Here is a 25948-nt window from a genome sequence, read left to right on the forward strand (position 1 = left end):
AGAGCAGGATACGCATGCCGATCGAGTCGATGAACGGCCGTTAATCTACCGTTCATCAAATCAGCCAGTTCGATGAACTGTGCGTATTTCAAGTTGACGCGCTGTGTGGCGGCGCTATGGCAGCGCGCTGGATCGGGCAGGACCCGAATCCTGCAATGCTATGGGAGCACATTAATGAGAAAGCTTACTGTTGCGCTCGCGACCGCGAGCATGTTCGCGCTGGCCGCTTGCGGTGGTGCCGAAACCGCCGACGAAGGCGCTGAAGAAACCGCCACCGAAGAAGAGGCCCCGGCCGAAGACGCGATGGCTGAAGACACCATGGCCGAAGACGGCATGATGGAAGAAGGCATGGCCGAAGACGGCGCGATGGCTGAAGACACCATGACCGAAGATGCCCCGGCTGAAGAAGAGCCGGCGATGTAATTCGGCCCGCCGGGTTCGCCCGGTGGATTGTCTTAGAAGAGGGCGTCCCGATCGGGGCGCCCTTTTTCTTTTTGAGCTTGAAAGGATGTGCGTGGGTTTCATGTGCCGGCAACATCCTCGCAGCATAGCTGCTCGGAATTTTCAAGCCGCACGTCCCCCGGAGGAGCTCTAAAGACCTGAAAACTGGTCGGGGAGACAGGATTCGAACCTGCGACCCTCTGCTCCCAAAGCAGATGCGCTACCGGGCTGCGCCACTCCCCGCCTTTGCCAAAGGCTTCGGCGGGCAAGCCCGCCATGTCAACGCCGATGAAGCCACGCTGGCTTGCCAGTCGAAGCTGCGTCAGCAGCGAAGGCTGGTGGGCCCGGCAGGACTCGAACCTGCAACCAAGCCGTTATGAGCGGCCGGCTCTACCATTGAGCTACAGGCCCCACCGATCAGCGGCGCAGCCCTGCCAAAGCACCTTGCGCTTGGCAAGCGTTACCGGGCGGCACGGGCCGCATCGACAAGTTCCGCCCCGGTCGTTGCCGTCACGCCATGCCGGGCGAAGAGATCGAACACCCCTTCCCACCAGCGATAGAAATCCTTCAGGTCCGCTGCATCGCGCACATAGGGCGTGTGGCCCGGCACGACCGAGGGCGAATGAAAGGACAGGTTGAAGATCCGCAGGCCCTGGTCGAGCAGCTGTTCGATCGCCTCGAGCGCTTCGCCCAGCGGATAATCTTCCGGTGTCAGCGACACGCGCCGCAACATGCCCGACCGCGCCAGTCCGCCGCGCAGGAACGGAATTTTCTCGCTGAGCCCGTACAGCTTGTTCCCGGCGGCGCGCAGCGACCCGACATAGGTTGCTGTCAGCGGCAGCTCGAGAAGCTCGCGGCTCCGGCCGGCCCAGAAGGCGCTGGTGCCGAACCCGGAAAAATCGGGGCCCGACTGCTCCGAATAATCGAACAGCGCCCTGACCGAACTGTCGAGCCGATAACCCGCCTCTTCGAGCAGGTGCGAACTGACTTCGCCGATGCCGTATCGGCCGGCACGATAGATCGTCGGTCGGACGCCGACCCGCTCCTCGATCCGTTCCGTGAGCGCGATCAGCTTCGCGCGCTGAAGCTCGACCGGCAGATTCCCCGTAAAGCTGTTCTTCGGCGTCACCTTTTCGTCGAAGGGCGGATTCACCCAGGGATGAAGCTGCGTCCCGATCTCGCATCCGTCGCGCGCGTGCATATCAGCGATGGTCGCGGCCGGGAGATCCTGATCGACGATCGGATAATCGACGACATAGATCGGCTTGGCGCCCGCCTCGCGGAAGAAATCCTGCGCTCCGGGAAGGCCCTCCATCGCCGTCGTGCCGACATTTTCGCGCGCCAGCGGCCGCTCCCAATCGAACTCCTCCTCGGTATCGCAGAAGATCAGGAAGCGGCGGCCGAAATCGTCGGGAAAAGCGGCGTGGGCGCGGGGATCGGGCGGTGTGTCGATACGGCCCACCCGGCGTTCCGGACCGGAAAACCCCGCTTCCTCGCGCCCACCCTGTTCAGTGTCTCTGTTCACCCGACAGGGCGCTAGCATCTTTTGCCGGAAGGTGCAGGACAAATTCGTCCTTCTCGATGTCGAGCCTGCCGTCCGCCTCCTGCGCGATATTGCCGACGAGGCGCAGCGCGAAACCGAGGCCCAGCGCGGGCGCGTCCGGCCAGTCTCCTTCCGGAGAATAGCCCGGGTCGAGCAGTTCGTCCTCGCTGCGGCCCGCAAGCAGAGCCGGACGTTTAAAGCGGAAGACGATCCGGTCTGCGGTCCGGTCCCGCTCACACAATATGGCAATCCGCTCGCCATGGCGCGCCAGGCCAACGGTCGAAGACAGCAGCCGCTCGAGCATCCGTTCCGCGGCAATGGGATCGACGGCGAGATCCGGCAGCTCCGGCGCGACCCGTATGGCGAGATCGACGCCGCGCGCAGCGGCCGGCGGCGCATGCGCGCGGTCGAGGCGATCCATCAATTCGTAGACCTGTACGGCCTCCGGTTCGAGCGACAGCCGGTCGGTCTCGGCACGGGCCGCCGTATCGATATCGTCGACCGATCGCAGCAGGCGCACGGCTTCGCCGGCGATCGCCGAAGCGCGCTCGCGATAACTTTCGGCGACGGGGCCGAGCAGCTGCTTCTCGATCATCTCGGAAAAACCGATGATCGCGTTGAGCGGCGTGCGGAGCTCGTGGATCAGCTGGCGCAGCGAATCGGGTGCGAGGCCCGATCCGAACAGCCCCTGTTCCGGCGCTGCCTCTTCGTCGCGGCGCGGACGCCTCGCCATGCCGCGATAGCCGGCGAATCGCCCATCGCTGTCATTGAAGAAAGGTACGGCGGAAATCCGCCAGCGTCCCGAGGCAGGCCCCTCCCCCGCTACGACGAGGCGCGCATCGCGAAACGGCGCGCGCTGGCGAAAGGCCCCGGCAGCATGGCCGTCGACACCGAAATCGAGCGCATCCGCGCTGAACGCGATCGTCTGTCCGATCAGCGGTTCGCGCGGCGCGCCCTCCACCCAGCAGATCACACCGTCAGTGCCAGCCTCGAAGCGAAAATCCTCGATCCGGGCCGCTGCCGGCGAAATGCCATATGCCTGGCGCTCGCGCTGAAAATTCTCGATCCGCGCCACGAGCTCCTTGATCTGGGGATTGCCGGCCGGTGCATTCTCGGGCTCGGGCTGCGGTTCGTCGCGGCCCTTCTCTTGCGAGTCCCCAAGCGACACAGATTCTCGTCTGCCCTCCAAGATCATGTCGGCGGCGCCGTAGCGGTCGAGCTGATCGACCACTTCGGCGGGAAGGTCGCGCCGGTGTCGCAGGAGCGCGCGCGAGCTGGGGCGCGTGGCAGGCAACAAGGCGATCCAGTCCTCGGCCGACAGATCCGCGCCAAGAAGCACCGGCGAGGCGATTTCGGGGCGTTCCTCAGCAAAAAAGGCCATCAGCCACGGCGCGATCCTGCGACCGCGCAATGCGTGCGCCGCCGCGATCCTGTCGGCATCGGGTACATCGGCCCTGAGTTCGTCGAGCAGCGAAAGCGCATCGATATGCTGGGGACTGGCCGCCACATCGTCGCGCTGCGCCAGGAGGTCGACAAGCTGGCGCCAGACGGCAATGCGCGCCGCAGCGGTCGTGCGCGGTTGCGCGAGGACCGTCGCCAGCATATCGTCAAACCGCATTGGCGCCCTTCTTCACAGAAAATTCCAGTCATCCGCGCGGAACGTTCGGATAGCCTGCGCTATTGGTTAACGAAAGCTGTTAATCCCCGACGTACGAAAGTGGGACAATTGCTTTTTGGCGAAATATAATTATAGTGATAAGTCGATTCACGAAGGAAAAGACTATGGCATCGGGGTCACCCGCACTGGATGATATCGATCGGTTGATTTTGTCGACCCTGCAGGACGAGGGGCGGATCACCAATGTCGAGCTTGCGCGCCGTGCGGGTCTCACCGCACCGCCCTGCCTTCGCCGCGTCCGTTCGCTCGAGGAAAGCGGCGTCATCGACAGCTATCACGCGAAGCTGGAACCTCGCGCGCTAGGCTATGGAATTACCGTGTTCGCGATGGTCAGCCTCAAGAGCCAGGCCGAGGAGGATTTGCGGAATTTCGAGTCCCACATCGCTTCGCTGCCGCTCGTCCGCGAATGTCATATGCTGAACGGAGAGATCGACTTCATCCTCAAAATCGTCGCGCGCGACCTGCAGCATTTTCAGGATTTCCTGACCTCGCACCTGACGACGATCCCCAATGTCGAGAGCGTCAAGACGTCATTGACGATCCGGACGGCGAAATCGCTTCCCGGCGTGCCGGTCGATCTCGACGAGGAAGACTAGCCGCCCGTCGCATTATCGGACGTGGAGACGGCTGCCGGGGTCATGACCGGTGCCTGCGCCGGGCGTGTATTGGCGAATACCGTCCAGTAACGCGCCACGCCGCCGAGCGGCCCTGTCACCCCGTTCAGCGTCGTGCGTGCGGTCGCAACATCGCCTGCCTGCGACAACGCTATTCCCAATCGCAAATTGGCGCGCTGGGCGTCGATCCCGCCCTTTTCGACAGCCAGGCGATAGAATTCCGCCGCCTCGGCAAACTGGCCGAAATCCAGATAAGCGTCCGCAACGGCCATGGCCTCTGCGCCGGTCGCCGCCGAACGCGCCGCCGTCGCCCGCGATTCGAGCCGCCCGCGAAGCGAGGATGCCGCCTGCCCCGTCGTGCGCGCCAGCGCGGCAATCTCGGCATTCCGTCCGTCGAGCATGCTGTTGCCGCGACCGGCTTCGATCGCGCGGGTCGCTTCGCCGGGGTGCTCTGCCGAATTGGCCGCCTGCGCGAAGGCCAGATAGTCCCCCTCCCCCGTCAGTGTTTCGGTCGCGGCCTGCAGCCGCCAGAGATCGAATACCGCCTCGGGATCGGCGGCCATTGTCGTGCGATAATGACGCAACGCGTCGCGCCAGTTGCGCACTGTCGGATAAGCGGCCAGCAGCGCATAATACCACTGCGCCACCTTGCCCTGATCGCCGACACGCTGGGCGATATCGATCGCCCGCCGGTACCAGTCCTCCGGAATCGGAACGGCCGCCGTCTGCTGAAGCTGGAACGCCTGGTCCACCGCCGCCAATGCACCGGCATTGTCGCGGGCTTGTTGCAGGAGACTGGCCAGCGCCACATAGGTTCGCGGATTGGTCGAGCCGCGCTGCACTGCCGTTTGCAGCGACGACTGTGCGGCATTGTTGTCGCCCGAATTATAGGCGATCCGGCCACGGTGATAATATAGTTCGGCGCGTTCGCTTTCGCTTACCATCGGGCTGGCAATCAGCGCATCGATCGCCGCGACCTGCGCAGCCTGGTTGAAGGTACGATTGGCGACATCGAGCTGCATCGTCGCGATGACATAACGGTCGCCGTCATTCTGTACGGCGGCACCCGCCTGATTCAGCGCGGCGCTCGCAGCGGCAAAGTTGTTTTGCGCGATGGCCAGTTGCGCCTGTTGGGCCGCCTGGCGAACATCGCGGGAGAGCTCGTATGAGGGCGCAGCTGCCTGCTCCTGCGCGGCGGCGGGCATCGCAAGACAAATGCCCGACATAAGCGAGGCGGCAAGACCGGCCGTTCGAAACATACGCATCCTCAACACTCCGACCTAGAAGGGGCGCTCACGGCGCCCCGTTTTCTCTGCGCCACATACAAAAAGGGGTGCGGCAAGACCAGCCTGCCGCACCCCGCTTATTCACCCTATTCCGTTGCGCTCTCGGCCGGGGCTGCAGCCTCCGCTCCACCTTGCTGATCGAGCCATGCCAGCCAGAACTTGGCGAGCGTTTCGCGCGAACCCGTTACCGATTCGAACGCCTGACGCGCCTGGGCGGTCTGATTCTGCGCATAAAGAGCAGCGGCCATGCGCAGGTCCACCGGGCTGGTGTCGATACCGCCCTTCTCCTTGGCGAGGCGATAAAGCTCCATCGCGGGACCGTATTCGCCATAGCCGACATAGGCATCGGCCGTGTTCAACGCGACCATGCCATTGGCATCGCTGGCTGCCGACGCCCGCGCCTCGCCAAGCGACGACCGGTCGGAACTCAGCCGGCTCTGGACTTCCGAAGTCGTTTCACCGTCAAAGGTCACGCCGGCAGCCTGGCCTTCTTCGATCACGCTCTGCGCTTCGCCGGGATAACCGCGGCGGAGCGCCAGATTGGCGTATTCGGTATAGGTCGCCTGATCGAGCGCGTTGGCGGCCCGCAGCAGCCGCATCACATCGAGCGTCGCCTGGTCGTCGAGCCGCGCCGCCGATGCATAGCCGAGGAGCGTCTGGCTCCAGACCGCCGGCGTCGGCTCGATGCTGACGAGCAGCGGGCCGTAGGTCGAAATCCGCTCGACATCGCGTGCCTGGATCGCCGCATTCAGCGGTACCGTTACCCAGTTTGCCGGGATGTCGGTGCCGGCTTCCTGCGCGGCGGCAAAAGCCCGGTCGGCGGCTTCATAGCCCGCCGCATTGTTGTTGCTGCGGAACTGGGCAAGCGCGAGCTGGATCGCGGCATCGGCGTTGTTCGGATTGTAACGAAGGGCTTCGGTATAGGCCTCGATCGCTTCGGGCCAGTTCTCGGCCTGGTTCGCCATATTGCCAAGGAAACCGTAATAGGTCGAACGCTGGGCCGTCGGCAGCAGATTGCTGTCGACCGCAAGCCGAAGACCGCGGCCCTGCACGGTCTGGACCTGATCGGCGGGCTGGCCGGCCTGTTGCATCTTAACTCCGAGCTGAAGCATCAGCTGGCCGACGATGAAGCGGTCGTCATTGTTCTGGATCGCGCCGGCAGCCGTTTCGAGCTGTGCGCGGACAGCGGCGAGATCGGTCCCCTCTTCCTGCAGCGCCGTCTGCGCAGCCGCGACCGGGCCGCGAACGGCCTCGCTGATATTGGCGGCGTTGAACTGTGCGGCCTCTTCCTGCGCGCTGGCCGGCGCCATCGGTACGACGGCTGCCATGCCGAATGCCATTGCGGTGGCGAGGGTGAATTTCGAAACGAATTTCATTGGTGCTTGTCTCCCAAACAGATTTGCGCAAAAGAGCTTTGCGTTCCCGATCCTGCTAATAACGGATGAAAGGCGGCACAAGTTGCGCGTCGATGGATTATGTATCGCATGCGTCCGCTGAACGCGCGTTGAACCACCGCAAAGGCGTGGAACGGGCTTTTGACGACTATCGGCCAACTCGCTAACGCATCGCCCATGCTAGCACTGATGTCCCCCGCCAAATCGCTGGACTTCGACAGCGAAATTTCACCGCCTACGGCCACCGAAGCGCGCTTTCCCGAGGAGACCAAACGTCTCGTCACCGCCGCATCCAATCTCACCAAACGCAAATTGCAGGAGGTGATGCCGGTATCCGACAAGCTGATCGAGCTCAATTACGGCCGCTACAAGGATTTCTGGTCGCAGCCAGAACGCCCGGCAATCTACGCCTTCAATGGCGATGTCTATGCGGGTTTCGAGGTGAAAAGCCTCGACGACGAAGCCATTCGCTTCGCGCAGGACCATGTGCGTATCCTGTCAGGGCTTTACGGCCTCTTGCGCCCGCTGGACGAAATTCGCCCCTATCGGCTCGAAATGGGCACCAAATGGGCGCCGCGATACAAGAAGCTCACCGATTTCTGGGGGACGAAGATCGCAGGGCTGCTCGCCGAAGATCTCGAGGAAGATGGCTCGGGCGTGATCGTCAATCTGGCGAGCCACGAATATTGGGCCGCTGTCGAAGGATCGCGCACGACCAAATCGGCCCGCGTCATCGCCATCGATTTTCGCGAGAATGGCCCCAACGGGCTGCGCTTCAACAGCTTCGAGGCGAAGCGCGCGCGCGGCATGATGGCGCGCTATATCTGCGAACACCGGCTCGAGGATCCCGAAGCGCTCAAGAATTTCGACAGCGACGGCTATGCGTTCACGGAAGAAGGGGCGGACGAGAATAGCTGGCGCTTCGTTCGCGGCTGAGCGGAAAGCGCCGCAACGCGATGTCCAGTGCGATCGTGATCGGCGCTTCGGGCGGAATTGGCGGCGCTGTCGCCGACACGCTCGACGACGAGGATCAGTTCGATCACGTCATCCGCCTGTCCCGCTCGGGAAGCGGCGAGGCGCATATCGATATCGAGGACGAGGCGAGCATCGCGGCGGCAGCGGCCCGGATCGACGGCGAACCCTCGCTCGTCTTCGTCGCAACGGGCCTGCTGCACGATGGCGAGCGTCAGCCCGAAAAATCGATTGCCGAACTCGATCCGCGCTGGCTGGCCCGCAATTTCGCGGTGAACACCATCGGCCCCGCCCTTGTCGCCAAGCATTTTCTGCCCTTGATGCCGCGCAGCGAACGCTGCGTCTTCGCGGCACTCTCGGCGCGCGTCGGAAGCATTTCAGACGACAGGATCGGCGGCTGGTACGGCTATCGCGCCTCGAAAGCCGCGCTGAACATGATGATCCGCAATCTCGCCATCGAACAGAAACGCAAGAACGATCGGTCGATTATCGTCGCGCTTCATCCCGGCACCGTCGACACGCCGCTCAGCGAACCGTTCCAGCGCAATGTGCCCGCAAAACAGTTGTTCGACCGCGAAAGAGCGGCGCTTCAGCTGCTCGACGTCATCGACGGGTTGAAACCGGCCGACTCAGGTCGCATCTTCGCTTGGGACGGCGAGGAAATCGCGCCCTGAACCATGGGTCGGCAACTGTGGATAAAGCGGGCCTTTCGATGGCCCTTTCGCCAGCATTTTGCTAGGCTGCGGCCACATCATCCATTGCGGAAAAACCAGTTTTGAGCGAAGACGAAACGGCCCTCGCGGCCCCATCCGATATCAGTCCCGTCAGCATCGTCGACGAGATGAAGACGAGCTATCTCGATTACGCGATGAGCGTGATCGTGAGCCGCGCGCTGCCCGATGTGCGCGACGGCCTGAAGCCCGTCCATCGCCGCATCCTCTATGCCTGCGACGAAGGCGGTTTCGTCGCCGGGCGACCGTATCGCAAATCGGCGAAGATCGTCGGCGACGTCATGGGCAACTATCACCCGCATGGCGACAGCGCGATTTACGACGCGCTCGCGCGGATGACGCAGGACTGGTCGATGCGCGTGCCGCTGATCGACGGTCAGGGCAATTTCGGATCGATGGATCCCGATCCGCCGGCCTCCATGCGTTACACCGAAGCGCGCATGGCCAAGGTGGCGATGACGCTGCTCGACGATCTCGACAAGGACACCGTCGATTTCACGCCCAATTACGATGGCTCGCGCAGCGAACCGCAGGTGCTCCCCGCACGCTTCCCCAACCTGCTCGTCAACGGGGCGGGCGGCATCGCCGTCGGCATGGCGACGAACGTGCCGCCGCACAATCTGGGCGAAGTGCTCGATGCGTGCCGCGCCTATATCGATAATCCGGCGATCACGAGCACCGAACTCATGGAAATCGTGCCTGCGCCGGACTTCCCGACCGGCGCGCTGATCCTCGGCCGTTCGGGCGCCCGCGCGGCCTATGAGACGGGTCGCGGCTCGATCATGATGCGATCGCGGCACGAGATCGAGGAACGGCGCGATCGTCAGTCGATCGTGCTGACCGAAATCCCCTTCCAGGTCGGCAAGTCGGGACTGGTCGAGAAGATCGCCGATGCGGCCAAGGAAGGTCGGATCGAGGGCGTCTCCGACATCCGCGACGAATCGAACCGCGAAGGCGTCCGCATCGTCATCGACCTCAAAAAAGCAGCGTCACCCGAAGTCACGTTGAACCAGCTGTGGCGCCATACGCCGGCGCAGGCCAGCTTCCCGGCGAACATGCTCGCCATCCGCGGAGGCCGTCCCGAAACGCTGACGCTGCGCGACATTATCGAGGCGTTCGTCAAATTCCGCGAAGAGGTCATCACCCGGCGCGCGAAATACGAGCTGCTCAAGGCCCGCGAGCGCGCGCATATCTTGCTCGGCCTCGTCGTTGCCGTCACCAATATGGACGAGGTGGTGCGGATCATCCGCGCTTCCGCCAATCCGGCAGAAGCCCGCGCCTCGCTGCTGGCCCGCGAATGGCCGATCGCCGAGATCCGTTCGTACATCCAACTCGTCGAGGCCGTCGAGGCGGAGATCGAGGGCGATATCTACAAGCTTTCCGAGACCCAGGTGAAGGCGATCCTCGACCTGCGCCTCCACCGCCTGACCGCGCTCGGTCGCGACGAGATCGCCGGCGAACTGCGCGAGCTTGCCGCGACGATCGAGGAATTGCTCGCCATCCTCAGCGACCGTGCGAAACTCTACCAGGTAATGCGCGAGGAATTCGACGAGATCACCGAACAATATGCAACGCCGCGCAAATCGGAAATCACCGCCGGTGACTTCGATATCGAGGATGAGGACCTGATCGCGCGCGAGGAAATGGTCGTCACGGTCACCCATGAAGGTTATATAAAGCGCACCCCGCTCGGGACCTTCCGGGCGCAGCGGCGCGGCGGCAAGGGCCGCGGCGGTATGGCGATGAAGGACGAGGATGTCGTCGTCCGCCTCTTCGTCACCTCGACTCACACCCCGGTGCTTTTCTTCTCTAACAAGGGCCAGGTTTACCGGCTCAAGGTCTGGAAACTGCCCGAAGGCGGACCCGCGACGCGCGGACGGCCGATGCAGAACCTGCTGCCGCTCGAAGAGGGCGAATATATCCGCACCGTGCTGCCCCTGCCCGAAGACGAGGCGGAATGGGAAAAGCTGCACGTCATGTTCGCCACCGCAAAGGGCAACGTGCGGCGCAATTCGATGGATGCGTTCGAGAACATTCCGTCGAACGGCAAGATCGCGATCCGCTTCGACGAGGACAGCGACGACAAGCTGATCGGCGTTGCGCTGTTGGGAGAGAATGACGACGCGCTCCTCGCGACGAAGAACGGCAAGGCGATCCGCTTTGCTGCCGAGGCGGTCAATCCGGTCAAGAGCCGCACTTCGACCGGCGTGCGCGGCATAAAGCTCAAAGGCGACGACGAGGTGATCTCGCTAACGGTCATGGGCGCCGCCGACACGTCGATCGAGGAACGCGACGCTTATCTGCGCGCCGCGCCGTGGAAGGATAATGACAACGATCCCGAACTGCCCGCCGACCGGATGGAGCAGATGGCCGCGGTCGAGGAATTCATCCTGACCGTCTGCGCCAATGGCTATGGCAAACGCTCGAGCTCCTACGAATATCGCCAGAGCGGTCGCGGCGGCCAGGGCGTGCTCAACATCGACAACATCAGGCGCAACGGCAAGGTCGTCGCCAGCTTCCCGGCGTCCAACGAAAGCCAGGTCATGATCATCACCGATCAGGGCAAGCTCATCCGCATGAACGTCTCCGACACCCGCGTCATGGGCCGCAGCACGGCGGGCGTAACATTGATCGACGTCGCCAAGGGCGAGAATGTCGTCGCCGTCGCGCTGATCGACGAAGAAGAGGAGCCGGAAGACGCGGCCGAAGAGGCCGTGGCGGCGGAAATTTCGGAGGAAGACGGCGAATGATATCGGTCCGTTTGCCCTGAGCTTGTCGAAGGGCTGCCCTTTCTCGTAACTGCTGGACAGAAAGAAAGCAGGGCTTCGACAGGCTCAGCCCAATCGGAGATTTCAATGGAGATTACCCCCTCCGGCCAGGCCTGCGGTGCGACGATCGCCGGGCTCGACCTGTCGAAGCCGCTCGACGACACGACCATCGCCGATATCCGCGCCGCCTGGCTCGAGCACCATGTCCTGGCCTTTCCTGACCAGCAACTGGCCGACGACGATCTCGAACGTTTCACCCTCGCCTTCGGCCCTTTCGGCGAAGACCCGTTCATCGCACCGATTCCGGGCCGCGAGCACATCATCGCGGTGAAGCGCGAGGCCGACGAGCAGGCGCCGCTCTTCGCCGAAAACTGGCACACCGATTGGAGCTTTCAGGAGCACCCGCCCGCCGGCACGTGCCTCTACGGCATCACCATCCCGCCGACCGGCGGCGATACGCTCTACGCCAACCAGCATGCATCGCTCGAGGCGATGCCAGCCGAATTGCGGTCGAAGATCGAGGGCAAGCAGGCGATCCATTCGGCAAAGAACGCTTATTCGCCCGACGGCACCTATGGCGAGGCGGATCGGGCCAAGGGGCGCTCGATGGATATCCGGCCTTCGTCAGATGCCGAAGCGACGCAACTCCACCCGATTATCCGCCAACATCCGGAAACCGGGCGCGAGGGGCTCTACAGTTGTATCGGCTATATCGCCGGCATCGAAGGCATGGAGCAGGACGAGGCGCTGGCGCTTCTGATGGAGCTCTACCAATGGCAGACTCGCGACGAATTCGTCTACCGGCATCAATGGGAGCCGAACATGCTCGTCATGTGGGACAATCGCTCGGTCCTGCACCGCGCGACGGGCGGCTATGAAGGCCATGCGCGGCTGCTCCACCGCACGACTATCGGATCGCAGCCGGCCTAGTCCGCCGGTTCGGTGCGAAGCGTCCCCACGACCCCAACCGCGATCATCGCCTGGCCGAGGAAATAGAGCGGCCAGATCAGCAGGCCCGGCAGCATCGACTGTTCGAACGGCCCGATGCGCGCGAAAATCAGCAGGTCCGACGCGACGAACAGCATTGCGCCGATCCCCGTCCGGTAGCGCGGAAAGCGGCTGATCCAAGCCAGCGCCGCCATCAACGCCAGCCCGGCACTGTAGAGTGCAACGCCCGGTGCCGCATCGCGATCGGCGGGTAGCGACCAGGCGATCCAGATCACTGCTGGCACCAGCACGATCGCGAGGATCAGCTGACTCGATGAAGGCGACGGTCGGATATTGCGCCAGTAGAGCAGCATCGCGATCAGGTGGCCGACGAGAAACGCGATCGCACCGGCTTCAAGCGATACCGCATCGATCAACACGTCCCCCGTCGCACCGGCGGCCATGACCAGCGCAATCAGCCATCCGTCCAGAGCACGGGCATTCAATGCGGCCCAAAATGCGAGGACCGCCACACCGGCGCCCTTCCATGCCCACAAGGCCGGTTCCGGAATCTGGCCAAGCCAATTGGACGCGTAGAAGCTCAAACCCGCAACGAGCGCGAGCATGAGGACGAGATTCGCCGATGTGCCGCCTGTCGGTCGTTCGGATTCCATACTGTCGTCCGCCCTCTTCGCTGTGCTAATGGCCTTAGCGGCAGCGAAAGCGACGCTCAATGACTTGGCCAATCCGGGCATGAGAGCATCGCCACGCCCCCGCTTCCCTAAGAAGCAACCGAACTGATATCGCACGGACACCATGACTGACGGAACCATCACGATCATCGGCGGAGGCCTCGCAGGCTCCGAAGCCGCCTGGCAGATTGCCTCGCAAGGGCGAAAGGTTCGCCTCTTCGAAATGCGCGGTGGCGGGGATATGACGCCTGCCCACCAGACCGATGGCCTGGCCGAACTCGTCTGTTCGAACAGTTTTCGATCGGACGATGCCGAACGCAACGCGGTCGGTCTGCTGCATCAAGAAATGCGCGATCTCGACTCGCTGATCATGCGATGCGCCGACACGCACAAAGTGCCGGCGGGTTCGGCTCTGGCGATGGATCGGGACCGGTTTTCGGACGCCGTGACGCAGGCGCTATCGGAACATCCTAATGTCGAGATCGTCCGCGAACGCGTCGATACGCTGCCCGACAGCGGCCTCACCATCGTCGCCACCGGACCGCTCACCGCGCTGTCGCTCGCCGAGAGTATCGGCGCGACGACGGGCGCGGATGCGCTCGCCTTTTTCGATGCGATCGCGCCAATCGTCCATCGCCACAGCGTCGACATGGATATCGCCTGGATGGCCTCGCGCTGGGGTAAGGGCGAAAGCGATGAGGGCGACTACATCAACTGCCCGATGACAAAGGAGCAGTATCTCGCCTTTCACCAAGGGCTGATCGAAGGCGAGAAGACCGAATTCAAGGACTGGGAGAAGGACACGCCCTATTTCGATGGCTGCATGCCGATCGAGGTGATGGCCGAGCGCGGGGTCGACACGCTCCGCTACGGCCCCATGAAGCCGGTGGGGCTCGACAATCCGCATGCCGCAACCGCGGAACATCCCAAGGGCCGCTGGCCCTATGCCGTGGTGCAGCTGCGGCAGGACAATGCGCTGGGCACGCTGTGGAACATGGTCGGTTTCCAGACCAAGCTGAAGCACGGCGCGCAGATCGAGCTGTTCCGCACGATCCCTGGCCTCGAAAAGGCCGAGTTCGCGCGGCTGGGCGGGCTCCATCGCAACACCTTCATCAATTCACCGCGCCTGCTCGACGGCGAGCTGCGGCTGAAATCTGCGCCGCATATTCGCTTCGCCGGCCAGATCACGGGCTGCGAGGGCTATGTCGAAAGCAGTGCGGTCGGCCTGATGGCGGGACGGCTCGCCGCCGCCGAGATGGCCGGTAAGGCCATGCCGCTTCCGCCGCAAACGACGGCGCTCGGCGCACTGCTCGGCCACATAACGGGCGGTGCCGATGCGCGCGACTATCAGCCGATGAACGTCAATTTCGGGCTTTTTCCCGACCTCGACGAGCGGGTGCACAAGAAGCAGCGCAAGGAAGCCTATACGGGCCGAGCTCGTCGTGAGTTCGTGTCATGGGCGGCAGGGCTGGGCCGGGCCATCGCCGCCTAATCGGTCAACCCCGCTTCCAGCAGGACGATCTCGAGCCCGCGAACGGTGCACGGAACGACATCCTCGTCATCGATCCAATATTCGTCCGGAGAATGGGCACCTCCGCCCGAACCGCAGCGGCTGATCGTGATCGCCGGCACGCCGAGCGAAATCGGGATGTTGGCATCGGTCGACGAGGCAGCGGTCTGCGGCTCGATACCGTCGTCGCGCAGCACGGCTATCGCGCGGCGCACGAGCGGCCATTCGGCATCGCCCTGCCCCGCCGGGCGCTGGCCGATCGCCTCGATCTCCATCGTCAGCGGCGCACCGCCGGCGATCTGGCTGTTTTCCGCCGTGAGACCGGCCTGCATCGTTTCCTGGAACACCTCGTCGAGCGCGGCCAGCCGCTCGGGGTTGCCCGACCGCATATCGACCTCGAACCAGCTCTCGAAGGGAATCGAATTGACTGACGTGCCACCGCCCATCCGGCCGATATTGTAGCTCGACCGGTCACCTTCCTGCGTCACCGGCCAGACGCGCTCGTCGAACAGCGCGATGGCGCGCGCAGCGGCATGGTGCGGATTGCCGGCGCCGAAATCGCCCCAGCTGTGCCCGCCGGCGCCGCGATAAGTGACGCGGTAACGGTTCGATCCGATCGCGCCCGTCACGAGGCGCTGTGGTTCGCCGCCGTCAATCGCGATCATGGAATCCGGGTGGTCCGCGCCTTCGCGATAGAGATGCCGCACGCCGCTGAGATCGCCCAGCCCCTCCTCGCCGACATTACCGATCAGCAGCAGGTCCGCATCGGTCGTGATGCCGGCCTCCGCGATTGCGGTGGCCAGCTCGAGCAGCATGATCGCGCCGCGCGTATTGTCGCCGATGCCCGGGGCCGTGTAGCGGTTGCCTTCGACCGTGACGGTCACGTCCGTACCCGCCGGAAACACCGTGTCGATATGCGCGACGACCGCAACAGAGCGATTGCCAACCGCGCCTACCCTGCGCGCAACGACATTACCGGCTTCGTCGATCTCCACCGGACCGAAACCCGTCTCGCGCATCATGGCGGCAAGCGCCTCGGCGCGTTCGTTTTCCTCGAAAGGCGGCGCCGGAATTTCGGTCAGCGTGACGAGATCCTGCAGACGCTGATCGTGCTGCGCGGCGATGACGGATGCCGCTTCCGCCATGCGCGGATCGTTGGCCAGCGCCGCCAGTTCGGCATCGACATCGGGCGTCTGCGCCTGGGCGCCAAGGGGGAGCGAGGCCGCCAGCGAAGCGACGAGAAGCAGGGCTTTATGTGTCATGCCCCTGCCATCCCGGCTTGCCACGCAAAGGTCAACAGTTGCAGCGGGTTCGGCTGGGCGAGCGGCGCGGGCGCGTGGTCGCGAACTCGGCGGGGGTCAGCGTGCCCGACCCATCCGCATCGGCGCCTTCGAACCGCTCGCTCGTTCGCACCGCCCATTCCTCGAAGGTCAGGTAATTGTCGCCATTGGTGTCGAGATTGCGAAAGGCGTTGGTGCGGCTGCTCATCATTTCGGTACGGGTGATGATCTGGTCGCGGTTGCGGTCGTAGCGGAAGAAGCGCCGCTGTTCGCGCGTCAACTCGGTCGCTTCGGGCGGTGGTGGGCCGGACGTCGCAGGCGGCGCGGCTTCGGCGGGATCGGACGGCGATGCGTCGGGAGGTGCAGGAGGGGGCGGCAATCGGTCTTCGTCCTGCGCCAGTCCCTGCCAGAGAAAGAACCCTGCCGCGACGAGCAACAACGAGGATGCCACACCGGCCAGATAGCGCCCCATCTCTCCCTCCCCGTCGTTCCCTCAATCAGGACTAACGGCTAACGGCCCGTCAGTCGATGGCGCATCATCCGCAGCACGCGCCCTGGCGCTCCCTGCCGCCGCTCGCTGCCCGGCGCGGCGGCATCGCGCTTCGCCAGTTGCACCAGCATGCCGAGCGGCCGCAACCGCCTCGGCCAGCGCTCAGCTGTCGCAGCGTCGAGATGCGGCCGGGCGAGCTCCAGCGCGCGTTGCCGGAGAGGTTCGTCGCCTGCGCGATAGGCAAGGTCCGTGAGCGCCCAACCTCGTCCGCCCTCCAGCACGATCGCAGCCGCCTCCGCGCCGAGGATATCGGCGCCAAGCCCGAAAAGCCCCGCTCCGCGCTGTTCGGCAAAGCGGGCAAGATCGGATTCGTCCACCTCTTCGGCGAGCAGCGCGTGCCATCCCTCGGCCATCGCGCCCCATCGCGCCGCCGTCTCCCGATCGTCGCCCAGCGCATCCGCGACCGCGCCGAGCAACGGCTCGGCCGGAACCGCCTCGCCCAATTGTTCAAACCGCTCGCGCCACCACAGCAGCCGCATCTCGCCGATGACCGGTTCGCTCGTTCCGGCGACGATCGCACCGAAATTCTCATCGATGGCCCAAAGCGCGCGCATCCGATCCCGCGCATCGGCGCGAACATAGGCCAGCGCCAGTTCTCGTTCCGGATCGCCAAGGGGCGGGAGGGGTTCGGCTTCGGGCATCGGCCGCTTGGATAACGGAGCATTAACCCTGCGCCTACAGCATCATTTAAGCTTGTTGCTCCAGAACCGGCTGAGAACCGGCACAATTGTGCCCAGAATCAACGGGGATGGGACCATGCGGAATTGGTGGAAACGCCAAAAAGCGGAAGCAGATAGCGGCCAGCCGTCTCTGCTCGGTCGTTTGCGCTCCGATTCGCGGGGCAACACGCTGGCGATGCTGGCGGCGGCCATGGTGCCGATCGCCGCAATGGTTGGTTCCGGTCTCGATATGAGCCGCGCCTATATGGCGCAGGCCAAGCTGCAGAATGCCTGCGACGCCGCCGCCCTCGCCGCGCGCCGCGAAATGGTCGGCAATACGTGGAGCGATGCCGCTCAGGCCGAGGGCGAGCGCTTCTTCGAATTCAATTTTCCTGCGGGTACAATGAATTCGCAGAACCTCGTCTACGAAGTCGACCAGAGCGCCACCGACGAGGGCACTGTCGAAGTCTCCGCCAGCGCGGACGTGCCGACCACGATCATGAGCATGTTCGGCAAGCAGATCATTCCGATCAGCGTCGAATGCGACGCCAGCCAGGACTATGGCAACAACGACATCATGGTCGTGCTCGACGTGACGGGTTCGATGAACTGTATAGCCGGATCGGGACAAAGCGGCTGTTCCCCACGCTCGGGTTCGAAACTCGAGCAAATGCGGGAGGGTGCGATGGGGCTGTATCAGGCGTTGGAAGACGCAAATGACACACGTACCCGTTTCGGCTTCATGCCTTATTCGATGACGGTTAACGTCGGTGGCGACCTTCGCGATACCGACATTCTAGACGAAACACATTACTGGCAGGAACGACGGGTATGTACGCGCTATAGAAACAACGGCACCTGCCGAGATTATGACGACGTCTATGATCTTTGGGCAGTCCCGATATCAAGCACGAGTTGGTCGAGCATCTCCGCCTGGCGGAATAGTTCCAGTGCGTGCATCGAAGAACGACCGACTGTGGGAAATTCAGCACAGCCCATAGAGATCGAGCAATCTGTCAGCAGGGCAGATATCGACTCGATTGCGAGTGGCAGCAGCGATACGGCGCTGCAATGGGGCCGTTACGTTCCATCGGAAGTTGAAGACGATGATGGGGATACCGTCGGTCTGTCGGCCTGCCCTGCACGGGCCAGCCGACTTCGGACCTTCAGCAATCGAACCGACTATCAGAACGCGGTAAACGCGGCGACGGCGACAGCGACCGTGGGAGGCAACACCTACCACGATATCGGGATCACATGGGGGGCACGCTATTTATCGTCGACGGGAATGTTTGCGGGCGACAACCCGACCGAGTTCAACGACGTCCCAGTTTCCAAGCACATCGTGTTTCTGACCGACGGGCGCCTCCAAGTCAGCTCCGGTGGCTATTCGGCCTATGGATATGAAACTGAAGAACAGCGGCTTCAGGGTGGTCAGGGTCAAAATACACGACACATCAATCATTTTCTGAGCGCATGCAATCGCGCGAAATCCATGGGTATGACGATTTGGGTAATTGCGCTCGATGAAGACGACACCGATGACATCCGTCCTTGCGCCTCCAGCGGTGAACATTTCTTCACCAGCGACGGCTCCGATCTTGAAGAGGTTTTCGAGGCGATCGGCCAGGGCATCGGCAGACTGAGGCTGACACGATGAACAAGCGTCTTCTCCGCAGGCTTCGTGACGATCGCCGCGGCGCGACGATCGTCGAATTCGGGCTGATCCTCGTTCCTCTGATGATTGTCATGCTGGGTGCCTTCGATCTCGGCTATCAGAACTATCTGCGCTCGACGCTGCAGGGCGCAGTCAACCAGACCGCTCGACTGGCAGCGGTCGAGGATCCCGCGTTCAATGCGGGAGGAGGCACGCTCGAAGAACGGGTCGAAGCCTATCTGATCGACCATATGGAAGGCGTCGGCGGCGAAGATGCCGAATATACCTTCCAACAGTTCAGCTATCAGGACTTTTCCGACGTCGGCCAAGCCGAGCCGCTGGTCACCGATCACAACGGCAACGGTTCCTATGACGACGGCGATTGCTGGGAAGATTACAACGACAACGGAACGTACGATCTCGATGCTGGCGCGGAAGGCCGGGGCGGCGCGGACGACGTCGTGTTCTTCGGCGTTATGGTCGAGAGGCCCCGTATCGTGCCGGTGACGAGCCTGGTCGGCGTATCCGACAATTACCGGGTGTTCGCGGCCGCCGTCGTCCGCACCCAGCCCTATGGATCGCAGGCCGATCCCGCTGTTCTGTGCGCGGCCAATGGTGGTGGCAGTGGTGGCGGTGGCGGTGGCGGCGGCGGAGAAGATGGCGGCATCTGCCTCCTAGGCCTGATCTGCGTCGACGTTGACGCAGTTCTGTAGCGGCAATTGGGACAAGTGAGATGAAATTCCTCCGGAAAATCTTCAATCGTGGCAAGAATGCCGAGCTGGCACGCGACGAACGCGGGCTGGCGCTGACCGAGTTCGCGATGGCGCTTCCCCTTGTCCTCGCCCTCCTTTTCGGCGCGCTCGAAACCGCCAACTATGCCCTTGCACATCTCCGCGTCAGCCAGATCGCGATGACGGTGGCCGACAATGCCGGCCGTTCGCAAACGACCGTGGACGAAGCCGATATCCACGAAGCATTCACGGCCGCCGACCTGATCGGCCAGCCGATCGAATTCGAAGAACATGGCCGGATCGTGCTCTCCTCGCTCGAACCCAATGGACGAAGCGGCGGTAGCGAGGGCCAGATGATCAACTGGCAGCGCTGTATGGGCGATCTCGATGTCGGCCCGGCCTATGGCGTTGAGGGCGATGGCCGGACAAACAGTTCCTTGGCCGACGGCTTGGGGCCGAACGGCAACAAGATCACCTCTCCCGACGAAACCGCCGTGATGTTCGTCGAGGCGACCTTCGACTATCAGCCGCTGATCGGCTTCCGTATCATCGGTCAGCGCACGATTCGCTATGAAAGCGCGTTCATCGTCAGGGACCGCGACAATAACAACATCACCAACACGCAGAGCCTGAACCGGTATGACGATTGCTCCGGCGAGCCGTATCAGAACGATGACGGCTGCGGTGATGCCAATGACGGCCATGGCAATGACGAAGACGGCACCGACGACTGCAACCCGGGCCAGGGCGGCGGTGGCCCGAACGGAAGCTCCGGCGGCAGCTCTAGCGACGGTTCGACGTCAAGCAGCTCGTCCAGCGGCGGGTCGACGACCAGCTCGTCGACGGGTGGTTCGACATCCAGTTCGTCCAGCGGTGGATCGTCGAGTAGTTCCTCCAGTGGCGGCTCGTCGAGCGGCAACTCCAATGGCGGCGGCAATTCCAACGGCGGAGGCAACTCCAACGGTGGTGGCAATGGCGGCGGGTTCTGGTGCCGCGTATTCGGCTGGTGCTAGCAGGTTAGGATCGGCGGCGGGCAAGCGTCCGCCGCCGATCTACCTGTAGCAGACCTTCTTCACCGCGCCGACGATCTTGTCCGCATCGATCAGCGCCAGTTTTTCCAGGTTCGCCGCATAGGGCATCGGCACGTCCTCATTGGTCACGCGCGTGACCGGCGCGTCGAGATCGTCGAAACCCTCTTCCATGCAGATCGCCGTGATCTCGCTTGAGATCGAGCAGGTCGGCCAGCCTTCCTCGACCACGACCATGCGATTGGTGCGCGACAGGCTTTCGAGCACCGCCGCCTTGTCCAGCGGGCGGAGCGTCCTGAGGTCGATGACATCGGCCTCGATCCCCTCGCCCGCCAGCTTTTCCGCCGCCTGCAGCGCGTAGCCCACACCGATCGAATAGCTGACGATGGTGACATCGTCGCCCGACCGCACCGTCTTCGCCTTGCCGATCGGAACGGTGAAATCGTCCATCTTCGGCACGTCGAAGCTCTGGCCGTAGAGCAGCTCGTTTTCGAGGAACACCACCGGGTCCGTTGATCGGATCGCCGATTTGAGCAGCCCCTTGCAGTCGGCAGCGGAAAATGGGGCAATCACCACCAGTCCCGGCACGCTCGCATACCAGGGGCCGTAATTCTGGCTGTGCTGGGCGGCGACGCGGCTCGCCGCGCCGTTGGGCCCGCGAAACACGATCGGGCAACGCATCTGGCCGCCCGACATATAATTCGTCTTGCCCGCCGAGTTGATGATGTGGTCGATCGCCTGCATCGCGAAATTAAACGTCATGAATTCGACGATCGGCCGCAGCCCGCCCATCGCCGCACCGGTGCCGACGCCGGCAAAGCCATATTCGGTAATCGGCGTGTCGATGACGCGTTTAGCGCCGAATTCGTCGAGCAGCCCCTGCGTCACCTTGTAGGCGCCCTGATATTCGGCGACCTCCTCACCCATCACGAAAACGCGGTCGTCAGCGCGCATTTCCTCCGCCATTGCATCGCGCAGCGCCTCGCGGACGGTGAGCTTCTCCATCTCCGTGCCCTCGGGCACTTCGGGCTCGACGGAGAGGCTGGCGGGGGTGTCGTTTTCCTTGGGCTTGGCGGAGCTATCGCCGTCCTTGGCGTCCTGCTCGGTCGAGGCGGCCTCGGGTACGGGCTGTTCCTCCTTGGGCGTTTCGGCCGGCGCCTCGATGTCGCCCGCCTCCTCGCCTTCCTCGGCGAGCATCGCGATAACGGTGCCGACGGCAACCTCGTCGGTGCCCTCGGGCACCAGGATTTTCGCCAGCACGCCTTCGTCGACGGCTTCGAATTCCATCGTCGCCTTGTCGGTCTCGATCTCGGCCATGATATCCCCGGCGGAAATCGTGTCGCCTTCCTTCACCAGCCATTTGGCGAGCGTGCCCTCCTCCATCGTCGGAGAGAGCGCGGGCATCTTGAGTTCGATGGGCATCAGTATTGCTCCACCAGAACGTCGGTGTAGAGTTCTTCGGGCTCCGGCTCGGGCGAGCTTTCCGCAAAGTCGGCCGCCTCGCCGACAACACCCTTGATCTCCTTGTCGATCGCCTTGAGTTCGTCTTCCGAGACCCCGGCCTTGTCGAGATCCTTCTTGATCCCCTCGATCGGATCGGATTTCTCGCGCACCGACTGGACCTCTTCGCGCGACCGGTATTTCGCCGGGTCGGACATCGAATGGCCTCTGTATCGATACGTTTTCAACTCGAGAATGATCGGCCCCTTGCCGCCACGCACCCACTCGATGGCCACTTCGGCAGCGCCGCGCACGTCGAGCACGTCCATGCCGTTCACCTGCAATCCCGGAATGCGGAAAGATTCGCCGCGCTTGAACATCTGCTCTTCGGCCGAAGAGCGATTGACGCTGGTGCCCATGGCATATTGGTTGTTCTCGATCACGAAGATGATCGGCAGCTTCCAGAGGCTCGCCATGTTGAACGATTCGTAGACCTGGCCCTGGTTCGCCGCGCCGTCGCCGAAATAGGCGAGGCAAAGCCCGCCATCCTCGCGATATTTATGCGCGAAAGCGAGGCCGGTGCCGAGCGACACCTGCGCGCCGACGATGCCATGCCCGCCGTAAAAGCGCTTCTCGACCGAGAACATGTGCATCGACCCGCCCTTGCCGCCGGCATTGCCCGCCGCGCGGCCAGTGAGTTCGGCCATTATTTCCTTGGGATCGAGGCCATAGGCAAGCATATGACCATGGTCGCGATAGCCGGTGATGACGCTGTCGAGATCGCCGTCAAGCGCGCTTTGCAGCCCGATCGCGACCGCTTCCTGGCCGATGTAAAGGTGGCAGAAACCGCCGATCAGGCCGAGGCCGTAAAGCTGTCCGGCCTTTTCCTCGAACCGGCGGATGAGCAGCATCTGGCGATAATATTCGAGCAGCTCGTCCTTGTCCGCTTCCCATCGCTTCGGCTCGGCGGGGCGTTCGCGCTCGGGCGTCGCGGGCGTGGCGGATTTGCTGGCGGCAGGCTTCCTGCGCGGCGCGGCTTTTTTCGGTGCCGGTGCTTTGGCCAAGACGGAGTCCCTTCCGGTCGTTCGGTTGCCGCGCCGATATGGCCGAGCGCCACCGATTCCGCAACGGGGGTGACGAGCGTTCCTGCCTGCCCGGAAAAGAAATCCGTCATTGCGAGGAGCCGAAGGCGACGCGGCAATCCAGAGCTGAAAAGCCTTATCGATTGCAGCTCTGGATTGCTTAGCTTCGCTCGCAATGACGAAAATGAGTCGGCGGTCCCGGAAAAACCTCAGGCGTCGTCGTCGAGCAGGACGATATGCTCGTCCTCACGGATCTGTCCGGTATTGCGGCGAACGAGCTCGTCGGCGAAGTCCGGATCGACGCGATCCGGGTCGAGCAATTCGACCCGATTGGCGATCTGCGCGCGCTCTTCCTGCAACTCGGCGAGCTGCAATTCGCGCTGCTCGCGCTGATGCGCATAATCGCCCCAGGCGAGCAGCCCGTTCGGCCCGAGCAGCGCATAACCGGCGAAGTTCGCAATGATCAGCAAGGCCAGCGCCGGCGCCGCCGCGGCGCGGAGCGTGTGGATAACTGTTCTTGGTCGGCTGGCCATGTTTCCGTTGAATCAGAAGCGACTCGTTGATTCAAGGGAATTTTCGTTTTTGCGACGAATGGAATCCGGTGCGCGACGAGTCGCGATCCCGGCGTTCCCGGTGAAACGTCATTGCGAAGAGCCGAAGGCGACGCGGCAATCCAGAGCTACGGACGTTGCCCTTCTTGGTTCTGGATTGAACGATTCAGCTGGACCGCAAAATCTCCCGCCCCGCATAATGCGCCTTGGCTCCCAGCTCTTCCTCGATGCGGATCAGCTGGTTGTATTTCGCCAGCCGGTCGGAGCGGGCGAGGCTGCCAGTCTTGATCTGGCCGCAATTGGTGGCGACGGCGAGGTCGGCGATGGTGGCGTCTTCGGTTTCGCCCGAGCGGTGCGACATCACGGCGGTGTAGCCGGCGTCGTGCGCCATCTTTACGGCTTCCAGCGTCTCGGTCAGCGTGCCGATCTGGTTGACCTTGACGAGAATCGAATTGGCGAGCCCCTTCTCGATACCCATTTTGAGCCGCTCGCTGTTGGTCACGAACAGGTCGTCGCCGACGAGTTGGACCTTGTCGCCGATGGCATCGGTCAGCGCCTTCCAGCCGTCGAAATCGTCCTCGCTCATCCCGTCCTCGATCGAGAAGATCGGATAGCGCGCGGTGAGATCGGCGAGATAGTCGGCGAATTCGGCCGGGGCGAGCGACTTGCCCTCGCCCTTCAGCTCGTATTTGCCGTCCTCGAAAAATTCGGTTGCCGCGCAATCGAGCGCCAGCATCACATTTTCGCCGGGGGTAAACCCCGCCTTTTCGATCGAGGCGAGGATGAAATCGAGCGCTTCGGTCGTCGAACCGATATTGGGCGCGAAGCCGCCCTCATCTCCCACCGCGGTCGAATGCCCCGCTGCCGACAGCTCCTTTTTAAGCGTGTGGAAGATCTCCGCGCCCCAGCGAATTGCGTCGGACATGCTGGGCGCGCCGACCGGCATCACCATGAATTCCTGGATATCGATCGGGTTGTCGGCAAGGTGATCCGGAAAGACCCCATCGCCAAGCTCGCGCTTGAGCGCGGCGATATCGATGTTGCCTATTTCTTCCAGGGCGCGACGATCCGGGAAATACTCAAAAACAAAAAGCTGAATATCCAGATGAACCCTGGGTACGCGACGCACTTCATGCACTTCAATATCAAGCGCAAGCCCTTCGATGATGTTCGTGTTCGCAAGGCAATCCTTCACGCCATCGACAAGGAAGCCATCGCCAAGCACGTTTTCTTCGGATTGGCCACCCCGCGGCAGAGCCTGCTCAATCCAAACGTCTTCGGATACCAGAAGCTGGAGGTGTTCCGGTGCTAGCGTGTTCGAAAGCTCAGCGGCATGCTGCAGATTATCTGCGACGAGGGCGCGACCGTGGTGGTGCAGGCGGGTCAGCCGCCGATCATCAACGGGGTGCCGGAGAAGCTGATGCGCGTCGGCTGCGGCTCGGCCACCATCGGCATGTTCGCGACCCAGTGGCAGGGGCTGGTGGATGAGGTGGTGGTGGTCGATGACCACATCACCGGCGTCGTCTCCGAGCATCAGGCCGGCAAGGTGCTCGACTGGCCCGACACGGGCGTCCGTATCAAGGGCCGACGGTCCACACCGGGCCGCTATTTCCAGGTCGCGGAGCCGGGCACCGGCTGGGGCGGCACCAACATCGAGGACCCGCTGACGATCCTTGGCCCCTGGCGCGACCCGGCGCGTCCGGGCCTGCGCCTCCTGATGGTTTCAACCACGGGCGAGCAATGGGGCTATTACGAGCTCGACGAGAACCGCGTGCCGGTGAAGGCCATGAAATCATCATCAAACGTCGTAGCAAAAAGGGTGGCCACGACGGGCATGGCGGTGCCTGGAAGGTAGCCTTCGCCGATTTCACCATGGCCATGATGGCGCTGTTCATGGTGCTGTGGATCATCCAGCCGCAGACCCAGGACGCCAGCCGCGCCAATGCCGACCAGCTGAACAATCCATTGGTCGATGGTGGTGCCGGCATCTTCGACGGCACCAGCACCACGCCGCTGGATCTCGATGGGGTGCCGGTGCAGGTCAGCCCGCGCCAGGACCGGGAAAACCAGGCGCGCACGCCCGAGGAAGATCCGGGTGCTGAACAGGGCGATGGCCAGCCGGGACCCGCCCGCCGGCCACACTATGCCGAGTCGCAGCAGATGCAGGATCTGGCCAAGCTGATGGAGGCGCTGGCGCTGCAACTGGACGCTGAGGCCAACATCGAAGTGCAGGTGGTGCCGCAGGGCCTGCGCATCCTGATCAAGGACGATGCCCAGCGCTTCATGTTCAGCCGTGGCAGTGCACGACTGGACCCGCATTTCGCCACGCTGCTCGAGCGCCTGGCGGCCATTCTGGCCAAGGTCGACAACCGCCTGATCATCAGCGGCCACGCCGATGCCACCCCTTATCGTGG

Annotated in this window: 24 protein-coding genes, 2 tRNA genes and 1 pseudogene; 13 read left to right on the top strand and 14 right to left on the bottom strand. The window is 63.3% G+C overall.

The genetic code is table 11. The annotated features are described in order from the left end of the window. The first annotated feature begins 174 nt into the window (after nucleotides 1-174). A complete protein-coding gene (locus Q0139_RS01940; protein WP_298016500.1) occupies nucleotides 175-423 on the top strand; it encodes a hypothetical protein in 249 nt (82 codons plus the stop codon). A 184-nt stretch (nucleotides 424-607) separates the two neighbouring features. Here Q0139_RS01940 and Q0139_RS01945 read toward each other — a convergent pair. From Q0139_RS01945 to Q0139_RS01960, 4 genes are all read right to left on the bottom strand, one after another. Continuing rightward, nucleotides 608-684 (bottom strand) — tRNA-Pro (locus Q0139_RS01945). Between the two features lie 93 nt (nucleotides 685-777). After that, nucleotides 778-852, bottom strand: a tRNA-Ile gene (locus tag Q0139_RS01950). Nucleotides 853-901: 49 nt separating this feature from the next. Continuing rightward, nucleotides 902-1966, bottom strand: a complete 1065-nt coding sequence (locus Q0139_RS01955) for a polysaccharide deacetylase family protein (protein WP_298016503.1) — start codon at nucleotides 1964-1966, stop codon at nucleotides 902-904. Next, a complete protein-coding gene (locus tag Q0139_RS01960) occupies nucleotides 1950-3602 on the bottom strand; it encodes a histidine kinase dimerization/phospho-acceptor domain-containing protein (RefSeq protein WP_298016505.1) in 1653 nt (550 codons plus the stop codon). Before Q0139_RS01960 ends, Q0139_RS01955 begins: the two co-directional genes overlap by 17 nt. Before the next feature lie 164 nt (nucleotides 3603-3766). Here Q0139_RS01960 and Q0139_RS01965 point away from each other — a divergent pair, with 164 nt between their 5' ends. After that, nucleotides 3767-4258 carry an Lrp/AsnC family transcriptional regulator gene (locus Q0139_RS01965; RefSeq protein ID WP_298016508.1) on the top strand — a complete coding sequence of 164 codons (492 nt, stop codon included), beginning with the start codon at nucleotides 3767-3769 and terminating at the stop codon, nucleotides 4256-4258. Here the strand turns inward: Q0139_RS01965 and Q0139_RS01970 are convergent. Further along, nucleotides 4255-5541, bottom strand: coding sequence for a hypothetical protein (locus Q0139_RS01970; protein ID WP_298016511.1), 1287 nt, complete (start codon nucleotides 5539-5541; stop codon nucleotides 4255-4257). The two genes, Q0139_RS01965 and Q0139_RS01970, sit on opposite strands and share 4 nt — an antisense overlap. Before the next feature lie 107 nt (nucleotides 5542-5648). Then, nucleotides 5649-6938 carry a tetratricopeptide repeat protein gene (locus tag Q0139_RS01975; protein ID WP_298016514.1) on the bottom strand — a complete coding sequence of 430 codons (1290 nt, stop codon included), beginning with the start codon at nucleotides 6936-6938 and terminating at the stop codon, nucleotides 5649-5651. A 195-nt stretch (nucleotides 6939-7133) separates the two neighbouring features. Here Q0139_RS01975 and yaaA point away from each other — a divergent pair, with 195 nt between their 5' ends. The 4 genes from yaaA to Q0139_RS01995 all read left to right on the top strand — a co-directional run bounded on the left by yaaA (nucleotide 7134) and on the right by Q0139_RS01995 (nucleotide 12357). Continuing rightward, complete coding sequence (yaaA, locus tag Q0139_RS01980; RefSeq protein WP_298016517.1) at nucleotides 7134-7892, top strand: peroxide stress protein YaaA; 759 nt, start codon at nucleotides 7134-7136, stop codon at nucleotides 7890-7892. A gap of 20 nt (nucleotides 7893-7912) precedes the next feature. After that, nucleotides 7913-8602: an SDR family NAD(P)-dependent oxidoreductase gene (locus Q0139_RS01985; protein WP_298016520.1), complete on the top strand. Its 690-nt coding sequence runs from the start codon at nucleotides 7913-7915 to the stop codon at nucleotides 8600-8602. Between the two features lie 101 nt (nucleotides 8603-8703). Further along, nucleotides 8704-11409 (top strand): DNA gyrase subunit A, encoded by a 2706-nt coding sequence (gene gyrA / locus Q0139_RS01990; protein WP_298016524.1) that lies wholly within the window; start codon nucleotides 8704-8706, stop codon nucleotides 11407-11409. Nucleotides 11410-11514: 105 nt separating this feature from the next. Continuing rightward, nucleotides 11515-12357 (top strand): TauD/TfdA family dioxygenase, encoded by an 843-nt coding sequence (locus Q0139_RS01995; protein ID WP_298016527.1) that lies wholly within the window; start codon nucleotides 11515-11517, stop codon nucleotides 12355-12357. Here the strand turns inward: Q0139_RS01995 and Q0139_RS02000 are convergent. After that, complete coding sequence (locus tag Q0139_RS02000; RefSeq protein ID WP_298016530.1) at nucleotides 12354-13028, bottom strand: lysoplasmalogenase; 675 nt, start codon at nucleotides 13026-13028, stop codon at nucleotides 12354-12356. The genes Q0139_RS01995 and Q0139_RS02000 overlap by 4 nt on opposite strands. 142 nt (nucleotides 13029-13170) lie before the next feature. On the opposite strand from Q0139_RS02000, the gene trmFO reads away from it, so the two are divergent. Further along, entirely contained in the window at nucleotides 13171-14538 is a 1368-nt protein-coding gene (gene trmFO / locus Q0139_RS02005) for a methylenetetrahydrofolate--tRNA-(uracil(54)-C(5))-methyltransferase (FADH(2)-oxidizing) TrmFO (RefSeq protein ID WP_298016534.1), read from the top strand. Here the strand turns inward: trmFO and Q0139_RS02010 are convergent. From Q0139_RS02010 to Q0139_RS02020, 3 genes are read right to left on the bottom strand one after another with little or no spacing between them, the layout of a single operon-like run. Next, on the bottom strand, nucleotides 14535-15818 hold the full coding sequence (locus Q0139_RS02010) for a M20/M25/M40 family metallo-hydrolase (RefSeq protein WP_298016537.1): 1284 nt from the start codon (nucleotides 15816-15818) through the stop codon (nucleotides 14535-14537). The two genes, trmFO and Q0139_RS02010, sit on opposite strands and share 4 nt — an antisense overlap. 31 nt (nucleotides 15819-15849) lie before the next feature. Then, nucleotides 15850-16308, bottom strand: coding sequence for an EF-hand domain-containing protein (locus Q0139_RS02015; protein WP_298016539.1), 459 nt, complete (start codon nucleotides 16306-16308; stop codon nucleotides 15850-15852). A 38-nt stretch (nucleotides 16309-16346) separates the two neighbouring features. Beyond that, entirely contained in the window at nucleotides 16347-17027 is a 681-nt protein-coding gene (locus tag Q0139_RS02020; protein ID WP_298016542.1) for a squalene/phytoene synthase family protein, read from the bottom strand. A 115-nt stretch (nucleotides 17028-17142) separates the two neighbouring features. On the opposite strand from Q0139_RS02020, the gene Q0139_RS02025 reads away from it, so the two are divergent. Genes Q0139_RS02025 through Q0139_RS15495 form a run of 3 tightly spaced genes read left to right on the top strand, consistent with a single transcriptional unit; the run spans nucleotide 17143 to nucleotide 20446 of the window. Further along, nucleotides 17143-18705: a TadE/TadG family type IV pilus assembly protein gene (locus Q0139_RS02025; protein WP_298016545.1), complete on the top strand. Its 1563-nt coding sequence runs from the start codon at nucleotides 17143-17145 to the stop codon at nucleotides 18703-18705. Next, the gene (locus Q0139_RS02030; RefSeq protein ID WP_298016548.1) at nucleotides 18702-19415 is read left to right on the top strand and encodes a TadE/TadG family type IV pilus assembly protein; all 714 of its coding nucleotides are present in this window, start codon (nucleotides 18702-18704) and stop codon (nucleotides 19413-19415) included. Before Q0139_RS02025 ends, Q0139_RS02030 begins: the two co-directional genes overlap by 4 nt. Nucleotides 19416-19435: 20 nt before the next feature. Next, nucleotides 19436-20446, top strand: a complete 1011-nt coding sequence (locus tag Q0139_RS15495; RefSeq protein WP_367180714.1) for a TadE/TadG family type IV pilus assembly protein — start codon at nucleotides 19436-19438, stop codon at nucleotides 20444-20446. A gap of 39 nt (nucleotides 20447-20485) precedes the next feature. Here the strand turns inward: Q0139_RS15495 and Q0139_RS02040 are convergent, their stop codons facing one another. From Q0139_RS02040 to Q0139_RS02055, 4 genes and pseudogenes are all read right to left on the bottom strand, one after another. Further along, on the bottom strand, nucleotides 20486-21883 hold the full coding sequence (locus Q0139_RS02040) for a pyruvate dehydrogenase complex E1 component subunit beta (protein WP_298016551.1): 1398 nt from the start codon (nucleotides 21881-21883) through the stop codon (nucleotides 20486-20488). Then, nucleotides 21883-22965 carry a pyruvate dehydrogenase (acetyl-transferring) E1 component subunit alpha gene (pdhA, locus tag Q0139_RS02045; protein WP_298016553.1) on the bottom strand — a complete coding sequence of 361 codons (1083 nt, stop codon included), beginning with the start codon at nucleotides 22963-22965 and terminating at the stop codon, nucleotides 21883-21885. The genes Q0139_RS02040 and pdhA overlap by 1 nt, the downstream gene beginning before the upstream one ends. 227 nt (nucleotides 22966-23192) lie before the next feature. Beyond that, nucleotides 23193-23516, bottom strand: coding sequence for a septum formation initiator family protein (locus Q0139_RS02050; protein ID WP_298016556.1), 324 nt, complete (start codon nucleotides 23514-23516; stop codon nucleotides 23193-23195). Between the two features lie 184 nt (nucleotides 23517-23700). After that, a pseudogene (locus Q0139_RS02055) lies at nucleotides 23701-24516 on the bottom strand (enolase C-terminal domain-like protein); the annotation flags it as partial. Nucleotides 24517-24519: 3 nt separating this feature from the next. Between Q0139_RS02055 and Q0139_RS02060 the strand changes: the two are divergent. The 3 genes from Q0139_RS02060 to Q0139_RS02070 form a co-directional block, all read left to right on the top strand. After that, on the top strand, nucleotides 24520-24846 hold the full coding sequence (locus Q0139_RS02060) for an ABC transporter substrate-binding protein (RefSeq protein ID WP_298016559.1): 327 nt from the start codon (nucleotides 24520-24522) through the stop codon (nucleotides 24844-24846). A 21-nt stretch (nucleotides 24847-24867) separates the two neighbouring features. After that, nucleotides 24868-25389, top strand: coding sequence for a hypothetical protein (locus Q0139_RS02065; protein WP_298016562.1), 522 nt, complete (start codon nucleotides 24868-24870; stop codon nucleotides 25387-25389). Beyond that, a partial coding sequence (locus Q0139_RS02070) for a flagellar motor protein MotB (RefSeq protein ID WP_298016565.1) occupies nucleotides 25275-25948 on the top strand: 674 nt, incomplete at its 3' end. The genes Q0139_RS02065 and Q0139_RS02070, both read left to right, overlap by 115 nt.

It is taken from the genome of uncultured Parasphingopyxis sp. (assembly GCF_937129435.1).
Taxonomy (GTDB): Bacteria; Pseudomonadota; Alphaproteobacteria; order Sphingomonadales; family Sphingomonadaceae; genus Parasphingopyxis.

Coding starts and splice junctions, on each gene's coding strand:
- Q0139_RS02050 (WP_298016556.1), bottom strand. CDS start 23,516: ATGGCCAGCCGACCAAGAACAGTTATCCACACGCTCCGCGCCGCGGCG.
- Q0139_RS02015 (WP_298016539.1), bottom strand. CDS start 16,308: ATGGGGCGCTATCTGGCCGGTGTGGCATCCTCGTTGTTGCTCGTCGCG.
- Q0139_RS01965 (WP_298016508.1), top strand. CDS start 3,767: ATGGCATCGGGGTCACCCGCACTGGATGATATCGATCGGTTGATTTTG.
- Q0139_RS02000 (WP_298016530.1), bottom strand. CDS start 13,028: ATGGAATCCGAACGACCGACAGGCGGCACATCGGCGAATCTCGTCCTC.
- Q0139_RS02040 (WP_298016551.1), bottom strand. CDS start 21,883: ATGCCCATCGAACTCAAGATGCCCGCGCTCTCTCCGACGATGGAGGAG.
- yaaA (WP_298016517.1), top strand. CDS start 7,134: ATGCTAGCACTGATGTCCCCCGCCAAATCGCTGGACTTCGACAGCGAA.
- Q0139_RS02030 (WP_298016548.1), top strand. CDS start 18,702: ATGAACAAGCGTCTTCTCCGCAGGCTTCGTGACGATCGCCGCGGCGCG.
- Q0139_RS01995 (WP_298016527.1), top strand. CDS start 11,515: ATGGAGATTACCCCCTCCGGCCAGGCCTGCGGTGCGACGATCGCCGGG.
- Q0139_RS02020 (WP_298016542.1), bottom strand. CDS start 17,027: ATGCCCGAAGCCGAACCCCTCCCGCCCCTTGGCGATCCGGAACGAGAA.
- Q0139_RS02065 (WP_298016562.1), top strand. CDS start 24,868: ATGCTGCAGATTATCTGCGACGAGGGCGCGACCGTGGTGGTGCAGGCG.
- Q0139_RS02025 (WP_298016545.1), top strand. CDS start 17,143: ATGCGGAATTGGTGGAAACGCCAAAAAGCGGAAGCAGATAGCGGCCAG.
- Q0139_RS01960 (WP_298016505.1), bottom strand. CDS start 3,602: ATGCGGTTTGACGATATGCTGGCGACGGTCCTCGCGCAACCGCGCACG.
- trmFO (WP_298016534.1), top strand. CDS start 13,171: ATGACTGACGGAACCATCACGATCATCGGCGGAGGCCTCGCAGGCTCC.
- Q0139_RS01970 (WP_298016511.1), bottom strand. CDS start 5,541: ATGCGTATGTTTCGAACGGCCGGTCTTGCCGCCTCGCTTATGTCGGGC.
- Q0139_RS02010 (WP_298016537.1), bottom strand. CDS start 15,818: ATGACACATAAAGCCCTGCTTCTCGTCGCTTCGCTGGCGGCCTCGCTC.
- Q0139_RS01940 (WP_298016500.1), top strand. CDS start 175: ATGAGAAAGCTTACTGTTGCGCTCGCGACCGCGAGCATGTTCGCGCTG.
- Q0139_RS15495 (WP_367180714.1), top strand. CDS start 19,436: ATGAAATTCCTCCGGAAAATCTTCAATCGTGGCAAGAATGCCGAGCTG.
- Q0139_RS01985 (WP_298016520.1), top strand. CDS start 7,913: ATGTCCAGTGCGATCGTGATCGGCGCTTCGGGCGGAATTGGCGGCGCT.
- Q0139_RS01975 (WP_298016514.1), bottom strand. CDS start 6,938: ATGAAATTCGTTTCGAAATTCACCCTCGCCACCGCAATGGCATTCGGC.